The sequence below is a fragment of the Pseudomonas sp. SC3(2021) genome (genome assembly GCF_019856535.1).
Lineage (GTDB): Bacteria > Pseudomonadota > Gammaproteobacteria > Pseudomonadales > Pseudomonadaceae > Aquipseudomonas > Aquipseudomonas monsensis.
Map to the genome: position 1 here is coordinate 1,930,295 of NZ_CP082236.1, position 14,486 is coordinate 1,944,780.

Genomic DNA, 14,486 nt, shown 5'->3' on the forward strand with positions numbered 1-14,486 from the left:
GGGTTACTCCGGCAGCAGGCTTTCGCCGGCAAACAGCTCGGCCACAGTTTCGCGGCGGCGCACTTCAAAAACCTGATCACCGTCTACCAGCACCTCGGCAGCACGGCCGCGGGTGTTGTAGTTGGAACTCATCACGAAACCGTAGGCACCGGCGGAATGCACGGTCAGCAGGTCGCCTTCTTCCAGCGCCAGTTCACGGTCCTTGGCGAGGAAATCACCGGTTTCGCAGATCGGGCCGACAATGTCGTACTTGCGTGCGGCGGTATCACGCGGCTTGACCGCAGTGACGTCCATCCACGCCTGGTACAGCGCCGGGCGGATCAGGTCGTTCATCGCCGCGTCGACGATGGCGAAATCCTTGTGTTCGGTGTGCTTGAGGTACTCGACCTGGGTCAGCAGTACGCCGGCGTTGGCGACGATGAAGCGGCCCGGCTCGAACACCAGCCCCAGATCACGGCCGCTCAGACGCTCGCGCACAGCCTTGATGTAGTCGCCGGCCAATGGCGGCTCTTCATCGCGATAACGCACGCCCAAACCGCCACCGAGATCAATGTGGCGCAGGTGGATGCCGCAATCGCCGAGACGATCGACCAGATCCAGCAGGCGGTCGAGGGCATCGAGGAACGGTGGCAGGGTGGTCAGTTGCGAACCGATGTGGCAATCGACGCCGATCACTTCCAGGTTCGGCAGGTGCGCAGCGCGCACGTACACGTCTTCGGCGTCGGCAATGGCGATGCCGAACTTGTTCTCTTTGAGACCGGTGGAAATGTACGGGTGGGTGCCGGCATCGACGTCCGGGTTCACACGCAACGAAACCGGGGCGCGAACGCCGAGCTCGGCGGCGACCACTTGCAGGCGTTCCAGCTCGTCAGTGGATTCGACGTTGAAGCAGTGCACGCCGACTTCCAGCGCACGGCGCATGTCGTCACGGGTCTTGCCGACACCGGAGAAGACGATCTTGTCAGGGCTTCCACCTGCGGCGAGCACGCGTTCCAGTTCACCACGAGAGACGATGTCGAAACCGGCGCCGAGACGGGCCAGGACATTCAGAACGCCGAGGTTGGAGTTGGCTTTGACGGCAAAGCAAACCAGGTGCGGCATGCCGGCCAGCGCATCGGCGAAGGCCAGATACTGGGCTTCAATGTGTGCTCGCGAATAAACGTAGGTGGGCGTGCCGAAACGGTCGGCGATGGCGGACAGTGCCACACCTTCCGCGAACAGCTCCCCGCCACGGTAATTAAAAGCGTCCATGGCGATCCCTTAGTAAACGTCGTGCTTGTGTGCTTTGGAAACCGGTTGCTTTTGCGAAGACTGGGCTTGTTCGGCCGGGTCCTGATCGTCATCCGGCAGGTACAGCGGGCCTTTTTGACCACAGGCCGAAACGAGGCAGGCAACCGCGACGAGCGCAGCAAGGGAAGAGATCAGGCGCTTCATGGCGAAATCCTTGAAAATGCGTTAATTGCGCCGGAGTATACCGGCCACCCGGCAGCTTGCCTATGCGAGGGGCTTCCCGTCCGGCGGGGCTCTCTGGATACCGGTTGGATACAGGTAATTCCTGTGGGAGCGAGCTTGCTCGCGAAGAGGCCGGTACATTCGATATGTTTGCTGGCTGACACACCGCTTTCGCGAGCAAGTTCGCTCCCACAGGGGCCAGTGCTGGATGGGAAACGGTGCTTGGTCGTTAATCTTTGCAATCGGCCGGCAGCGTCCGTATCTTTCGGCGCTTGAGCCTGATCAGACATTTTTTGAGGTTGCCACAATGAGTTTGTCCGAAGCCCGTTTCCACGATCTGGTCGATGCTACCCAGCAGACGCTGGAAGATATCTTTGATGACAGCGACCTGGATATCGACCTGGAAAGCTCGGCAGGTGTCTTGACCGTCAAGTTCGAAAACGGCTCGCAACTGATCTTCAGTCGTCAGGAGCCCCTGCGTCAGTTGTGGCTGGCAGCGGTGTCCGGTGGTTTCCACTTCGACTACGACGAAGAGAGCGAGCGCTGGATGTGCGACAAGAGCGAAGAGCAGTTGGGCGAAATGCTCGAGCGCATCGTCAAGCAGCAGGCTGGCGCTGAATTCGACTTCGAAGGTCTGTGATTCCGTGACTGACACTGCTCCTGTTCGTCCGCCCAAACCGCTCTACAGCAACATCAGCCCGGCAGTGCCTTCGCCGTGCAGCGGTGTGTGCCGGCTTGATGAACAGAAGGTTTGTCTCGGCTGCTTCCGCCATGTCGAGGATATTCGCGAATGGCGCTCGGCGGATGATCAGCGCCGTCGGGTCATCTGCCAGCAGGCTGCCGCACGAAAATCCCTGAGTTGATTCGCTACAGGGGTTCTTGCCGGATCAAAATCGGGTGACTTGTATATTTTTTGAGCTGTGATAGTGTCCGGACACGCCTCAACCCATCGAGGCCTGGTGAAAACCCCGTCTTTTTTGGCGGGGTTTTGCTTTTTTTGTGTGCAGAAGAAAGGAGTCTGCCCGGATCATGACCGCACCTTCCATCACCCTTACCCGTCTGGACGTGCAACGTCTGGAGCGCCTGATCGACAGCCTGGATGACACGCTGCCGGGCGTGATCGCGCTGCAAACCGAACTGGACCGCGCCGATACCGTGGTCGGCCACGAAGAAGTGCCCGCCGATGTCGTGACGATGAATTCCCGCGTGCATTGCCGCGAAGAAGGCAGTGGCAAGGACTATCACCTGACGCTGGTCTATCCCAAGGATGCCAACGCCGACGAAGGCAAGATCTCGATTCTGGCACCGGTCGGCAGCGCGCTGCTGGGCCTGAAGGTCGGTCAGCACATCGACTGGCCGGCTCCCGGCGGCAAGACCCTGAAACTGACCTTGCTGGAAGTCGAATCGCAGCCGGCCAACGGCGGTGATTTCCGCGAATGACCCCGCCTCAGACCTGTTCGAGCGCCTCGTTCAGGGCGCGCTCCAGGTCGGCCTTGTAGCGCAGATACAAATTGCTTGAACTCTGCGCATCACCGAGCAGGCCTGACAGGTCCAGGTCGGTGATGTAGCAGCGATAGCGTTCGCTCTCGCGGCGCTGCTCGACGATCTCCCGGGCGACCACGCTGAACAGTTGGTCGCCATGTTCCAGCTCGCTGAATTCCCGTTGATTGCAATACAAAGTGACCTGCACTTCCCCCGGTGCGGCTTTGCCGACAATCGCCTGCACGTCGTAGAACGGCTTGTTGACCGGCGTTTGCGGTGCTGGTCGTGGTTCGACGCGGCGGGCTTTTCCCGGGCCTGACGGCAATAACTGGTAATACAAAGTGTCGAGGCTGGCCGAAGGCGCGGCGTCCATCGGCAGCAAGGCTTCGCGCCGGTACTGGATCGACTGCAGGAAGCGCTGTAATGGCACCAGCAGGCTCTGTTCGTCGTGATACGGCAGATGCTGTTGCCACAGGGCGTTGAATTCATCCAGCACGTACAGCTCGGCCTGCTGTTCGCTGATCCGGTAGAACACCTGAATGCAATCCGGCTGGCCCATTGGCAGGATCAGGGCGAGGTCGTGATCCTCCAGCGCCATCGGGTCCAGGTGCAGCGGGCTGTAGCGCGGTTGTTCTTCGCCGAGGTACTCCAGCAACGCCGGCAGGGTGGCGAGGGCGACGTGGTTGACCTGGCCCGGGACCAATTCGAGTACGTGATAGTGCTGTTGCACCTGAATCAGGTAGCGATGATTCAACTCACTGAGCAGCAGGTTTTGCGCGGTATCGACGATCTCCTCAACGCGACGGGCGATGAATTGTGCACGGTTGTGGCAGAAGCAGCGCACTTTCAACGACGGCTGCAGCGGCCCGCGCGGCAGGTTGTTGAGGTAGTCGCGCAGGCAGTCGAGCAGGGCGTGCGGGCCGTCGAAGCGGTTGACCAGCACTTCGTTCCAGCTGTTGAGCGTGACCTGATCCAGGGTCAGCACGAGGTTTTCCCGGACCCCGGCGTAGCTCAGCGAGTCGGTGCGCTCGGTGGTCATCAGAATATTCAGGTCGCGGTGATGCTTGAGCGGATCGACGCCGACGTTGACCAGAATCAGCACTTCGCTCGGCACGGCCGCGCGCAGCAACGGTGCTTCAGCCACCGTGGGCAAGGGCAGGGCGATGCACTGTTGCAGGCTGCCGAGCAGGTTGAACAGCTCGAACTCGCTCAGGTCGCTGCTGCCGGGATGCAGGGCCAGCCGGGTGCTGCTGTCGATCACGCCGTTGCGGTGGCACCAGGTCAGCAGTTCGAGCAATTCACGGCTGCGCTTGATCGGCGCGAAGTGCTCCCATTCCAGTGCGGTGAGGCTGCCGTTGTACAGGCCCCATTGGGCTTGCCCCGGTTCTTTTTTGTTGCGTGACTGCACCAGGGTCAGGGTGTCTTCGGCCAGATCCGGAGCGATCCCGGGGTTGATGAACTCGACTTTGTCGGCCTTGCGCTCGAACGCGGCGTAGAGGCGGCGGCCGAGGACGTTGAGATCGCGTTTGTTGATCAGGCTGACGGTCTGCTCGGTGCGGGCAAACTGGGTCAGGAAGCGATAGCTGTAATTCAGTTCGTTGACCAGGGCACGGCGTTCGGCGCTGACCTGGCGGACTTTCCACTGGCTGCGGCTGTCGAGCAGCGCCAGTTGACGCTGATCCCAATGCCATTCGCTGGCCAGCCGTTCAAGCAGGGTGCGTTGCCAGCCCTGGCTGCGGCTGTTGCCGGTGAGCTTGCGGTTGACCTTGAGGTACAGCGCGCGGCGCACCAGTTCCAGACGCTCCGGTTCGTTGCGCGCGGTGAGGTATTCCTCGATACGCCGGTACACGACCATGTACGGGTCCAGCTCATCCAGATCCAGCTGGTTGGCGAACACCGCTTTTTTGAAGCGCAGGCTCAGGCACTGCACATGGGGGTGTTCGCTGGCATAAACCTCGGTCAGCAACAGTTTGAGCACCGACTTGTACGGTGACTCGATGCCCTTGAACAGCTGCCACAGCCCGGCGCCGATGAACTCGCCCGGCGGAATCGTCGCCAGGTGACCGAGGTCGAGGGTTTCGTCGGCACGGATAAAACGCTTGGACAACAACGTGTCGGTGTAAAGGTCGTAGGCGCTTTCCTCGTAAACCGGCACCAGCCACCAGATCGGTGTGCGCCCGGCCAGCCAGATCGCGGTGCGATAAAACTCGTCCAGCAGCAGGTAATGCTGAGTGCTGCCGCAGTTCTCGGAACTCAGTTGGGTGTCGCGTTCGCCTTTGACGAAGCGCACCGGGTCAATCAGGAAGAAATGCGCTTCGGCGCCCTGGCTCGCGGCCCAGGTTTCCAGGAGCTGACATTTTTTGCTCAGCTCGGCCAATTCGCTTTCGCTCAGGTCCGGCGCGTGGCAGACCCACACGTCCATGTCGCTCTGATCGGCCTGGGCCAGCGTGCCCAGGCTGCCCATCAGGAACAGCCCGTGAATCGGCCGTGGCGGGTTGCTGCCGTGGCGCGGCTTGTAGGAGAACGAGCGGGTCAGGCGCTGGGCTTCGGCGAGGGTAGTGGCGTCCGGTTCGTAGTTGGACAGGCCCGCCGGGGTACTGCCGGATACATAGCCGGGCAGCAGCGGATGATTGACGTGGAAGAACAGCGGCAGCAGCGTCAGTACGCCTTGCTGGCGCGTCGACAGACCCTCCAGTGCGCGACCCAGGCGACCTGCATTGAGTTTGAGAAAGCGCGCACGCAGTTGGCTGAGCACCTTGCGGTCGATGCCTTCGTCCAGATCGGGGCGGATTTCATGGGTGCGCGTCATGTCAGCTCAAACCGGCTCGCAGGCTCGGACGAAGAGGGTCTCGGAATGGGAGGCAGTTTAGCCTCTGCGCAGCGGGACTTTTAAGCTGAATTTGTTTTTTTGACGTCAGATTTTTAGCGTGGGGTGATCAAGCGAGCCCGCGGAAATCCCGTGGCAGGAGTTCCCGTGGGCAAAGACGGGAAAATCAGGCGGTTTCCTGCTCTCTCAAAATGGTCAGTACGGTCTGCACATTTTGCGCGGCATCACGACCCAGGCTGGTCAGGTAGCCGCCATCGGGCTGGTCGGTGAGTTCTTTTTCAAAGAGGCGTTGTGCAGCAGCGATGTGTTTCGGGGCAGCGGTCTGATGAATTTTCAAACCTTCCTGGGAACTGTCCAGGTTGAAGAGTGCGAGGACTTCCAGTTCGGCAACCAGCTCAGGGGTAAGCGACATAAGGACTCCAGACTTTCTAGTAATTGGACGACAGCGCCCCTAAGGTGAACCCGCTTTTGCGGCATGTCCAGTGCTCAGATCAGGGATTTTGTCTTGAGGCGGATTCCAGTGTAGTCGGGGCCCGGAAGTTGGCTGGCTGGATACGTTACAAACATTGTAGGCCTTCGCCTGCTCGCGATAGAGGAGTGCCTGTCAGCATATTCTTCACTGACATCACAGAACGCTATCGTGAGCAGGCTCAGTCCTGCACGAACGGGGGCTTACTGCTTTTCGGGCGGCAGCTCTGGCAATGCGCGCAGCGCCGCTTCGTACCATTCGGTATCGAAGGCACGGTCTTCATCGAGCATGGCGTCGATTTCATAGGCCAGCACGTGCGCCATCAGGTTGAGGATCTTATCGCGCTCGAAACCCACCAGTGTCAGCTTGTTGAAGGTCGCTTTGGCCGCTGGCGGGTTGTCGTTTTCAATCTGATTTTCGATCGCTTCAATCAACGTGTTCTCGGCGAACTCTTCTTCGTCGTCAATCTCGATGTCTGTCGGCTCGCTCATGGCAGGCTCCTCAAGGAAAGGCGCCAGTTTACCTGCATTCAGCGAGGTGATGCTGCTGGCAGGATCGCGTCCGGCGATCTATAAACAGGGACTGCCCACCCCGCACGGCCCGGAGGCTATGTGATGCTCAAGCTCTACGGATTCTCTGTCAGCAATTATTACAACATGGTCAAACTGGCGCTGCTGGAAAAAGGCCTGCCGTTTGAAGAAGTCACGTTCTACCCGACGCCAACGCCGCAATCGCTGGCCATCAGCCCGCGCGGCAAAGTCCCGGTGCTGGGCGTTGATGCCGGTTACATCAATGAAACCGGCATCATCCTCGAATACCTGGAACAGACCCAGAAGGGCACACCGCTGTTGCCGAGTGACCCGTTTGCGCGAGCGCAGGTGCTGGCGATTGCCAAGGAGATCGAGCTCTATATCGAGTTGCCGGGTCGCGCCTGTTACGGCGAAGCGTTCTTTGGCTCGCCGGTGCCGGAGGCGATCAAGGAGAAAACCAAAGCCGAATTGCTGCTGGGTTTTGCGGCGCTGGGGCGTCACGGCAAGTTCGCCCCGTATGTGGCGGGCGACAGTCTGAGCATCGCGGATCTGTATTTCCTCTACAGCGTGCCGCTGGCGTGCGCGGTCGGGCAGAAGCTGTTCGGGATCGATTTGCTGGCCGAGATGCCGAGGGCCAAGGTGCTGCTGGAGCGGCTTGAGCAGAGTCCGCATGTGCAGAAGATTGCGGCGGACAAAGAGGCTGCGATGCCGGCGTTTTTGGCGATGATCGCGGCGAAGAAGTAGATTTTTAGCGTTCTGGAGTCAGTCATCGCGGGCAAGCCCGCTCCCACAGGATTTCGCGCTGAAACACCCTTGTGTGTTCGACGCAGAACGTGTGGGAGCGGGCTTGCCCGCGATGCTTTTAGCGGCTGGCGATCAACGCCTGACCGCGCACCACGGCAGCCTTGACCTGCGCCGGCGCGGTCCCGCCGATGTGGTCACGGGCATTCACCGAGCCTTCCAGGGTCAGTACGGCGAACACGTCCTGCTCGATCTGGTCGCTGAACTGACGCAGTTCTTCCAGGCTCATCTCGGCCAGATCCTTGCCAGTGTCGACGCCGTACTTCACCGCGTGACCGACGATTTCGTGGCAATCACGGAACGGCAGGCCACGGCGCACCAGGTAGTCCGCGAGGTCGGTCGCGGTGGAGAATCCGCGCAGCGCCGCTTCACGCATGATCGCGTGTTTCGGCTTGATTGCCGGGATCATGTCGGCGAAGGCACGCAGCGAATCGCGCAGGGTATCGGCGGCGTCGAACAGCGGTTCCTTGTCTTCCTGGTTGTCCTTGTTGTAGGCCAGTGGCTGGCCTTTCATCAGGGTCAGCAGGCCCATCAGTGCGCCGAACACACGACCGGTCTTGCCACGTACCAGCTCCGGCACGTCAGGGTTTTTCTTTTGCGGCATGATCGAGCTGCCGGTGCAGAAACGGTCCGGCAGATCAATGAACTGGAACTGCGCGCTGGTCCACAGCACCAGCTCTTCGGAGAAGCGCGACAGGTGCATCATCGCGATGCTCGCGGCCGAGCAGAATTCGATGGCGAAATCTCGATCGGACACGTTGTCCAGCGAGTTGCCGCCTACGGCATCGAAGCCCAGCAGTTGCGCGGTGTATTCGCGGTCGATCGGGTAGGTGGTGCCGGCCAGTGCAGCGCTGCCCAGTGGCATGCGGTTAGTGCGCTTGCGGCAGTCGACCAGGCGCTCATAGTCGCGGCTGAGCATTTCGAACCACGCCAGCATGTGGTGGCCGAAGGTCACCGGCTGCGCGGTCTGCAGGTGGGTGAAGCCCGGCATGATGCTCGCGGCTTCGCGCTCGGCTTGTTCCAGCAGGCCTTTTTGCAGGCGGGTGATTTCGGCGAGGATCAGGTCGATCTCGTCACGCAGCCACAGGCGGATGTCGGTCGCGACCTGGTCGTTGCGGCTGCGGCCGGTGTGCAGTTTTTTGCCGGTGATGCCGATGCGGTCGGTCAGGCGGGCTTCGATGTTCATGTGCACGTCTTCGAGGTCGACGCGCCAGTCGAACTGGCCGGCCTCGATTTCGCCCTGAATGGTCTTCAGGCCATCAATGATGCTGTCGCGCTCGGCATCAGTCAGCACGCCGACCTTGGCCAGCATGGTGGCGTGGGCGATCGAGCCCATGATGTCGTGGCGATACAGGCGCTGGTCGAAAGTGACGGAGGCGGTGAAGCGGGCGACGAAGGCGTCGACGGGTTCACTGAAGCGGCCGCCCCAGGACTGATTGGTCTTGTCAGTGCTCATGAATTCGCTCGTATCGGCTTGAAGAAAAGTGGCGTGAAACGCTGGCGCGGATAATAACAGGGTTGCCAATCCTGTCGCTGACACTGGTCGATACGTTTTTTTCTCATTGCGTCAGCCATAGTGGCCGCTGGTGCCGGGGGATTTGCGCAAGGATATTTTTCGATTGAGCAATATCGGCCCGGCGAGCGTCTACAGTTGGACATAAGGGTCGGTGAGCGCGGATTGTGCAAAGGTCCTGTCGCCGACTATAAGAAGTGGGGGTGGGTTATGTCCTTGGACAAAACCCGTGAGAAACGCGGGAAACAGCGGGCTTCGAGCAGTACGACCCGGACACTGGCAAATATTGCTGGCCGACGTACGGCACTTTTTGGCGCTCGGGCTAGTCTTAGCGTGGATCGCGGTGACGGACGTCACTCCACCTGTCTACGCTATCCTTGTGCGAGACTCACGCAGGAATCCAGCGCAATATGAATGTCCTGATCGTTGATGACGAACCACTGGCTCGCGAGCGCCTCAGCCGAATGGTGAGTGAGCTCGAGGGTTACACAGTCCTGGAGCCCAGCGCCACGAATGGCGAGGAGGCGTTGGCGCTGATCGACAGCCACAAGCCGGATATCGTGCTGCTCGATATCCGCATGCCTGGCCTGGATGGCCTGCAGGTCGCTGCCCGTCTGTGCGAACGAGAAACGCCGCCCGCCGTGGTGTTTTGCACCAGCCCCGATGAATTTGCCGTGGAAGCCCTGCAGGCCAGCGCCGTGGGCTATGTGGTGAAACCCGTGCGAACCGAACATCTGCATGACGCCCTGAAACGGGCTGAACGTCCCAACCGGGCCCAGCTCTCGGCCCTGACCCGTCCCGCTGCCGAAAGCGGCAACGGCCCGCGCAGTCACATCAGCGCCCGTACTCGCAAAGGGATTGAACTGATCCCGCTCGATCAGGTGGTCTACTTCATTGCCGACCACAAATACGTGACCCTGCGTCACGAGGCCGGCGAAGTGTTGCTGGACGAACCACTCAAGGCGCTCGAAGACGAATTCGGTGAGCGCTTCGTGCGTATCCACCGCAACGCACTGGTCGCCCGCGACCGCATCGAACGGCTGCAACGTACGCCGCTGGGGCATTTCCAGCTGTACCTCAAAGGCCTCAACGGTGATGCGCTGATCGTCAGCCGTCGGCACGTGGCCGGTGTGCGCAAGATGATGCAGGGCCTGTAACCCGATCGTTTCGGCAGGTTTCTGCTTTTCTTCACCGGGCATCGCAGGCCAGGGAGGCCACGTCGTTTCTGATTCAGGTCAAAGTGGATTTGGCTGAGCTGTTATTATCCGCCGTATCTATTCAGTACGGATTGATCCATGTCCTCTCGCGAAATCCGCATCGCCACCCGTAAAAGTGCGCTGGCCCTCTGGCAGGCCGAATACGTCAAAGCCCGTCTGGAGGCGGCCCATCCGGGCCTGCTGGTGACGCTGGTGCCCATGGTCAGTCGCGGCGACAAGCTGCTCGACTCGCCACTGTCGAAAATCGGCGGCAAAGGCCTGTTCGTCAAGGAACTGGAAACCGCGCTGCTGGAAAACGAAGCCGACATCGCCGTGCACTCGATGAAAGACGTGCCGATGGACTTCCCCGAAGGTCTGGGCCTGTTCTGCATCTGCGAACGTGAAGACCCGCGCGATGCCTTCGTATCCAATACCTTTCAAAGCCTCGATGCGCTGCCTGCCGGCGCCATCGTCGGCACCTCCAGCCTGCGTCGTCAGGCCCAGTTGCTGACGCGCCGCCCGGATCTCGAAATCCGCTTCCTGCGCGGTAACGTCAACACGCGCCTGGCCAAGCTCGATGCCGGTGAGTACGACGCGATCATCCTCGCGGCGGCCGGCCTGATCCGCCTCGGTTTCGAAGACCGCATCACCTCTGCCATTAGCGTCGACGACAGCCTGCCGGCCGGTGGCCAGGGCGCCGTCGGCATCGAATGCCGCAGCGCCGACACTGAAATTCATGCCCTGTTGGCACCGCTGCATCACGCCGATACGGCTGCGCGGGTCAGCGCTGAACGCGCCCTCAACAAACATCTGAATGGCGGCTGCCAGGTGCCGATCGCCTGCTACGCCGTGCTCGAGGGTGAGCAGTTGTGGCTGCGTGGTCTGGTCGGCGAGCCGAGCGGTGGCAAGCTGCTCAGCGCCGAAGCGCGGGCGCCGCGTGCCGATGCCGAGGCGCTGGGGGTGAAGGTCGCTGAGGACTTGCTCGGCCAGGGTGCCGACGACATCCTCAAAGCGGTGTATGGCGAGGCAGGTCACGAGTGACCGGTTGGCGACTGCTGCTGACGCGCCCCGCCGAAGATTGCGCGGCGCTCGCCGAGACGTTAGCAGGGCAGGGGGTTTTCAGCAGTTGCCTGCCGCTTCTGGACATCGTGCCGCTGCCGGTCTCTGACAAAATCCGTCAGGCGATTGCGCAGCTGTCGGGCTGCAGCGCGGTGATCGTGGTCAGCAAACCGGCAGCGCGCATTGCGGTCGACCTGCTCGATGCCGGTGGCCCGCCCATGTTGGCGATGCCGTGGTTCAGCGTTGGCGCGGCGACCGCGCAGATTCTGCGCGACCGTGGCCTGGACGTGCACTGCCCGGACACTGGTGATGACAGCGAAGCGTTGCTGCAGTTGTCGCGTCTGCGCGAGGCGGTCAGCCAGTCCGGTGCGCGAGTGCTGATCCTGCGCGGCGAGGGCGGCCGCGAGTTGCTCGCCGAGCGTTTGCGCACGCTTGGTGCTAGTGTCGAGTATCTGGAATTGTATCGTCGTGAGCTGCCAGCCTATGCCGCGCAAGAATTGCCGCGGCGGATTGAAGCGGAACGCTTGAACGGGCTGGTGGTCAGCAGTGGACAGGGTTTCGAGCACCTGCGCCAGATGGCCGGCGATGCCTGGCCGGCGATAGCGCAGTTGCCGTTGTTTGTTCCAAGCCCAAGAGTCGCCGAGCTGGCACGTGCCGCCGGGGCCCAAACAGTTGTGGATTGCCGTGGCGCGAGTGCCGCGGCTTTGCTGACGGCGTTACGGGAGCATCCCGTGCCCGTTCTCTAATGCAAAGGATGGATACGTGAGCGAAACAGCCTTGCCTAAAGATGATGTCCAGCCTGTGATCGAGACTCAGGTTGAAACGCCACCGCCGGCCACCGAGCCGCGCCGAGGCAATGGATTGGCGATCGTCGCCTTGTTGCTCGGCGCCGCCGGCGTCGCGATTGGTGGCTGGGGTGTCTGGCAGGTACGTCACCTGCAGACCAACACGCAACAACAGTCGGGCCAGGTGCAGGCGTTGAACGATCAGGCACAGAGCCTGAAACTCAACGAACAGCGCCTGACCGAACGCCTCGCGCAGTTGCCGGGTGCCGATGAACTGGCTGATCGACAGCGTCTGGTGACTCAACTGCAGGGTGATCAACAGCGCCTCAATCAGCGTCTGGAAACGGTCCTTGGCGCCAGTCGCAAGGATTGGCGCCTGGCTGAGGCCGAGCACTTGCTGCGTCTGGCCAGCCTGCGTCTGTCGGCGTTGCAGGACATCAGCAGCGCACAGGCATTGGTCCAGGGCGCCGATGAAATCCTGCGTGAGCAGAACGACCCCGGATCGTTCGCCGCCCGTGAGCAAGTGGCGAAAACCCTCGTCGCCCTGCGCAGCACCGAGCAGCCGGATCGCACCGGATTGTTTCTGCGTATTGGTGCCCTGCGCGATCAGGTCATCAGCCTCACCGAGCTGGCGCCGGAGTACAAGGATCGCGGCGAGTCGCTGCTGGGCCTGACGTCCGATGGTGACGGCGCCAGTCGCTGGGCGCAGTGGTGGGATCAGATCTCGCGCTACATCCGCATTGATTTCAACGCCGACAAGAATGTGAAGCCATTGCTGGCCGGTCAGAGCCTGAGCCAGGTCCGCCTGGCCCTGAGCCTGGCGCTGGAGCAGGCGCAGTGGGCCGCGCTCAATGGTCAGGCGCCGGTTTACACCCAGGCGCTGGCCGAGGCGCGTGACGTGCTCAAGGGCAATTTCAACCCGGACAATCCGCAGAGCAAAGTGATGCTCGAACAGGTCGCCGAGCTGAGCAAGGCACCGGTCACGGTCGCCACGCCGGATCTGGCCGGCACGTTGAGTGCGGTTCAGGCTTATCTTGAGCGGCGTAACGTCAACGCCGAAGAGTCGGTGAAACCCTTCGCCAAACCTGCTGCCAGCACTGCGCAGGAGGCCACGCCATGAAACGCCTGTATGTGATCGTGTTTCTGGTGATCGCCGCGACGGCGGCGTTGGGGCTGGCGATTGCCGAGCATTCCGGTTACGTGCTGGTCGCCTACAAGAGCTTCCGCTATGAGTCGAGCCTGTGGGCGACTCTTGCGGTGATCGCAGTGTTGTGGCTGGTGATCTGGGGGATCAAGGCACTGGTTGAACTGGTCATGACCTCCAGCGGCGTGGTCAACCCGTGGTCGCGACGCAACCGCAGCCGTCGCGTGCAAGTGGCGATCGAACATGGTCAGCTGGATCTGGCGGAAGGTCGCTGGGCCAGCGCGCAGCGTCATCTTTACCGCGCCGCCGAAGCTGAACGCCAACCGTTGCTGTACTACCTCGGCGCGGCCCGGGCGGCCAACGAGCAAGGCCATTACGAGGAGTGCGATCGCTTGCTGGAACGGGCGCTCGAACGCCAACCTCAGGCTGAGTTGGCGATTGCCTTGAGCCATGCACAGTTGCAGACCGATCGCGGCGATACCGAGGGCGCCCTGGTGACCCTGCAAGCGATGCACGAACGTCATCCACGCAATGCGCAGACGTTGCGGCAATTGCAGCGTCTGTATCAGCAACGTGGCGAATGGTCGGCGGTGATTCGTCTGTTGCCGGAGCTGCGCAAGGACAAAGTCCTGCCGCCGTCCGAACTGGCTGAGCTGGAACGACGCGCCTGGGGCGAAAACCTGTCGCTGGCGGCGCACCGTGACGAGGACGGCAGCGTGGGCCGGCAGTCGCTGCAGCGGGCCTGGGAACAGCTCACCTCGGCCCAGCGTCAGGAGCCGCCGCTGGTGCTGGCGTACGCCGAGCAGTTGCGTCAGTTGGGGGCTCAGGTCGAGGCTGAAGAAGTCCTGCGCACGGCGCTGAAGCGCAAGTACGACAGCCATCTCGCCCGGCTTTATGGTCTGGTGCGCGGCAGTGATCCTGCGCGCCAGCTGCAAACCGCCGAAGGCTGGCTCAAGGAGCATCCGGGCGACCCGAGCCTGCTGCTGACTCTGGGACGTCTCTGCCTGCAAACCAGTCTGTGGGGCAAGGCCCGGGATTATCTGGAAAGCAGCCTGCGCGTGCAGCGCAATCCGGAAACCTGTGCCGAGCTGGCCCGCCTGCTTGCGCAACTGGGCGATACCGAGCGCAGCAATCAGTTGTTTCAGGAAGGGCTTGGTCTGTTGGATGAGCGCTTGCTGGCCGCGCCGTTGCCGGCTCCGGTGCATGCCTGAAGACACGAGGGAGGCCT

At 61.7% G+C, this 14,486-nt stretch carries 15 protein-coding genes and 1 pseudogene; 10 read left to right on the plus strand and 6 right to left on the minus strand.

Annotation, left to right across the window (positions count from 1 at the left end; all coding sequences use genetic code 11):
• Window positions 1-3 precede the first annotated feature (3 nt).
• A complete protein-coding gene (gene lysA, locus K5Y35_RS08485; protein WP_123469793.1) occupies window positions 4-1,251 on the minus strand; it encodes a diaminopimelate decarboxylase in 1,248 nt (415 codons plus the stop codon).
• 9 nt (window positions 1,252-1,260) lie between these two features.
• Window positions 1,261-1,434 (minus strand): LPS translocon maturation chaperone LptM, encoded by a 174-nt coding sequence (lptM, locus tag K5Y35_RS08490; protein ID WP_123469791.1) that lies wholly within the window; start codon window positions 1,432-1,434, stop codon window positions 1,261-1,263.
• A 325-nt stretch (window positions 1,435-1,759) separates the two neighbouring features.
• Between lptM and cyaY the strand changes: the two genes are divergently transcribed.
• The 3 genes from cyaY to rnk all read left to right on the plus strand — a co-directional run bounded on the left by cyaY (window position 1,760) and on the right by rnk (window position 2,892).
• Window positions 1,760-2,092 (plus strand): iron donor protein CyaY, encoded by a 333-nt coding sequence (gene cyaY / locus K5Y35_RS08495; RefSeq protein ID WP_123454569.1) that lies wholly within the window; start codon window positions 1,760-1,762, stop codon window positions 2,090-2,092.
• Window positions 2,093-2,096: 4 nt separating this feature from the next.
• Window positions 2,097-2,315 (plus strand): DUF1289 domain-containing protein, encoded by a 219-nt coding sequence (locus tag K5Y35_RS08500; RefSeq protein WP_123469790.1) that lies wholly within the window; start codon window positions 2,097-2,099, stop codon window positions 2,313-2,315.
• A 166-nt stretch (window positions 2,316-2,481) separates the two neighbouring features.
• Window positions 2,482-2,892: a nucleoside diphosphate kinase regulator gene (gene rnk / locus K5Y35_RS08505; RefSeq protein WP_123469788.1), complete on the plus strand. Its 411-nt coding sequence runs from the start codon at window positions 2,482-2,484 to the stop codon at window positions 2,890-2,892.
• Between the two features lie 7 nt (window positions 2,893-2,899).
• Here the strand turns inward: rnk and K5Y35_RS08510 are convergent, their stop codons facing one another.
• The 3 genes from K5Y35_RS08510 to K5Y35_RS08520 all read right to left on the minus strand — a co-directional run bounded on the left by K5Y35_RS08510 (window position 2,900) and on the right by K5Y35_RS08520 (window position 6,721).
• Entirely contained in the window at window positions 2,900-5,743 is a 2,844-nt protein-coding gene (locus K5Y35_RS08510) for a class I adenylate cyclase (protein WP_222834072.1), read from the minus strand.
• A 184-nt stretch (window positions 5,744-5,927) separates the two neighbouring features.
• Complete coding sequence (locus tag K5Y35_RS08515) at window positions 5,928-6,173, minus strand: TIGR02647 family protein (RefSeq protein WP_039757399.1); 246 nt, start codon at window positions 6,171-6,173, stop codon at window positions 5,928-5,930.
• A 260-nt stretch (window positions 6,174-6,433) separates the two neighbouring features.
• Window positions 6,434-6,721, minus strand: coding sequence for a hypothetical protein (locus K5Y35_RS08520; RefSeq protein ID WP_123469784.1), 288 nt, complete (start codon window positions 6,719-6,721; stop codon window positions 6,434-6,436).
• 123 nt (window positions 6,722-6,844) lie between these two features.
• Here K5Y35_RS08520 and K5Y35_RS08525 point away from each other — a divergent pair, with 123 nt between their 5' ends.
• Window positions 6,845-7,504 (plus strand): glutathione S-transferase family protein, encoded by a 660-nt coding sequence (locus tag K5Y35_RS08525; protein WP_222834073.1) that lies wholly within the window; start codon window positions 6,845-6,847, stop codon window positions 7,502-7,504.
• A 118-nt stretch (window positions 7,505-7,622) separates the two neighbouring features.
• On the opposite strand, the gene argH is transcribed toward K5Y35_RS08525, so the two are convergent.
• Window positions 7,623-9,017, minus strand: coding sequence for an argininosuccinate lyase (argH, locus tag K5Y35_RS08530; protein WP_027610449.1), 1,395 nt, complete (start codon window positions 9,015-9,017; stop codon window positions 7,623-7,625).
• 330 nt (window positions 9,018-9,347) lie between these two features.
• Between argH and K5Y35_RS28130 the strand changes: the two are divergent.
• The 6 genes and pseudogenes from K5Y35_RS28130 to K5Y35_RS08560 form a co-directional block, all read left to right on the plus strand.
• Window positions 9,348-9,488, plus strand: a pseudogene (locus tag K5Y35_RS28130) (sensor histidine kinase); the annotation flags it as partial.
• A complete protein-coding gene (locus K5Y35_RS08540; RefSeq protein ID WP_123469778.1) occupies window positions 9,485-10,231 on the plus strand; it encodes a LytR/AlgR family response regulator transcription factor in 747 nt (248 codons plus the stop codon). The pseudogene K5Y35_RS28130 and the gene K5Y35_RS08540, both read left to right, overlap by 4 nt.
• Window positions 10,232-10,369: 138 nt before the next feature.
• Window positions 10,370-11,311, plus strand: a complete 942-nt coding sequence (gene hemC / locus K5Y35_RS08545; RefSeq protein WP_186744033.1) for a hydroxymethylbilane synthase — start codon at window positions 10,370-10,372, stop codon at window positions 11,309-11,311.
• On the plus strand, window positions 11,308-12,075 hold the full coding sequence (locus K5Y35_RS08550; RefSeq protein ID WP_186744035.1) for a uroporphyrinogen-III synthase: 768 nt from the start codon (window positions 11,308-11,310) through the stop codon (window positions 12,073-12,075). The genes hemC and K5Y35_RS08550 overlap by 4 nt, the downstream gene beginning before the upstream one ends.
• A gap of 16 nt (window positions 12,076-12,091) precedes the next feature.
• The gene (locus K5Y35_RS08555) at window positions 12,092-13,234 is read left to right on the plus strand and encodes a uroporphyrinogen-III C-methyltransferase (protein ID WP_123469772.1); all 1,143 of its coding nucleotides are present in this window, start codon (window positions 12,092-12,094) and stop codon (window positions 13,232-13,234) included.
• Entirely contained in the window at window positions 13,231-14,469 is a 1,239-nt protein-coding gene (locus K5Y35_RS08560) for a heme biosynthesis protein HemY (RefSeq protein WP_128616327.1), read from the plus strand. The genes K5Y35_RS08555 and K5Y35_RS08560 overlap by 4 nt, the downstream gene beginning before the upstream one ends.
• The last annotated feature ends 17 nt before the right edge of the window (window positions 14,470-14,486 follow it).

Coding starts and splice junctions, on each gene's coding strand:
- K5Y35_RS08515 (WP_039757399.1), bottom strand. CDS start 6,173: ATGTCGCTTACCCCTGAGCTGGTTGCCGAACTGGAAGTCCTCGCACTC.
- hemC (WP_186744033.1), top strand. CDS start 10,370: ATGTCCTCTCGCGAAATCCGCATCGCCACCCGTAAAAGTGCGCTGGCC.
- rnk (WP_123469788.1), top strand. CDS start 2,482: ATGACCGCACCTTCCATCACCCTTACCCGTCTGGACGTGCAACGTCTG.
- K5Y35_RS08560 (WP_128616327.1), top strand. CDS start 13,231: ATGAAACGCCTGTATGTGATCGTGTTTCTGGTGATCGCCGCGACGGCG.
- K5Y35_RS08540 (WP_123469778.1), top strand. CDS start 9,485: ATGAATGTCCTGATCGTTGATGACGAACCACTGGCTCGCGAGCGCCTC.
- lptM (WP_123469791.1), bottom strand. CDS start 1,434: ATGAAGCGCCTGATCTCTTCCCTTGCTGCGCTCGTCGCGGTTGCCTGC.
- lysA (WP_123469793.1), bottom strand. CDS start 1,251: ATGGACGCTTTTAATTACCGTGGCGGGGAGCTGTTCGCGGAAGGTGTG.
- argH (WP_027610449.1), bottom strand. CDS start 9,017: ATGAGCACTGACAAGACCAATCAGTCCTGGGGCGGCCGCTTCAGTGAA.
- cyaY (WP_123454569.1), top strand. CDS start 1,760: ATGAGTTTGTCCGAAGCCCGTTTCCACGATCTGGTCGATGCTACCCAG.
- K5Y35_RS08520 (WP_123469784.1), bottom strand. CDS start 6,721: ATGAGCGAGCCGACAGACATCGAGATTGACGACGAAGAAGAGTTCGCC.
- K5Y35_RS08525 (WP_222834073.1), top strand. CDS start 6,845: ATGCTCAAGCTCTACGGATTCTCTGTCAGCAATTATTACAACATGGTC.
- K5Y35_RS08510 (WP_222834072.1), bottom strand. CDS start 5,743: ATGACGCGCACCCATGAAATCCGCCCCGATCTGGACGAAGGCATCGAC.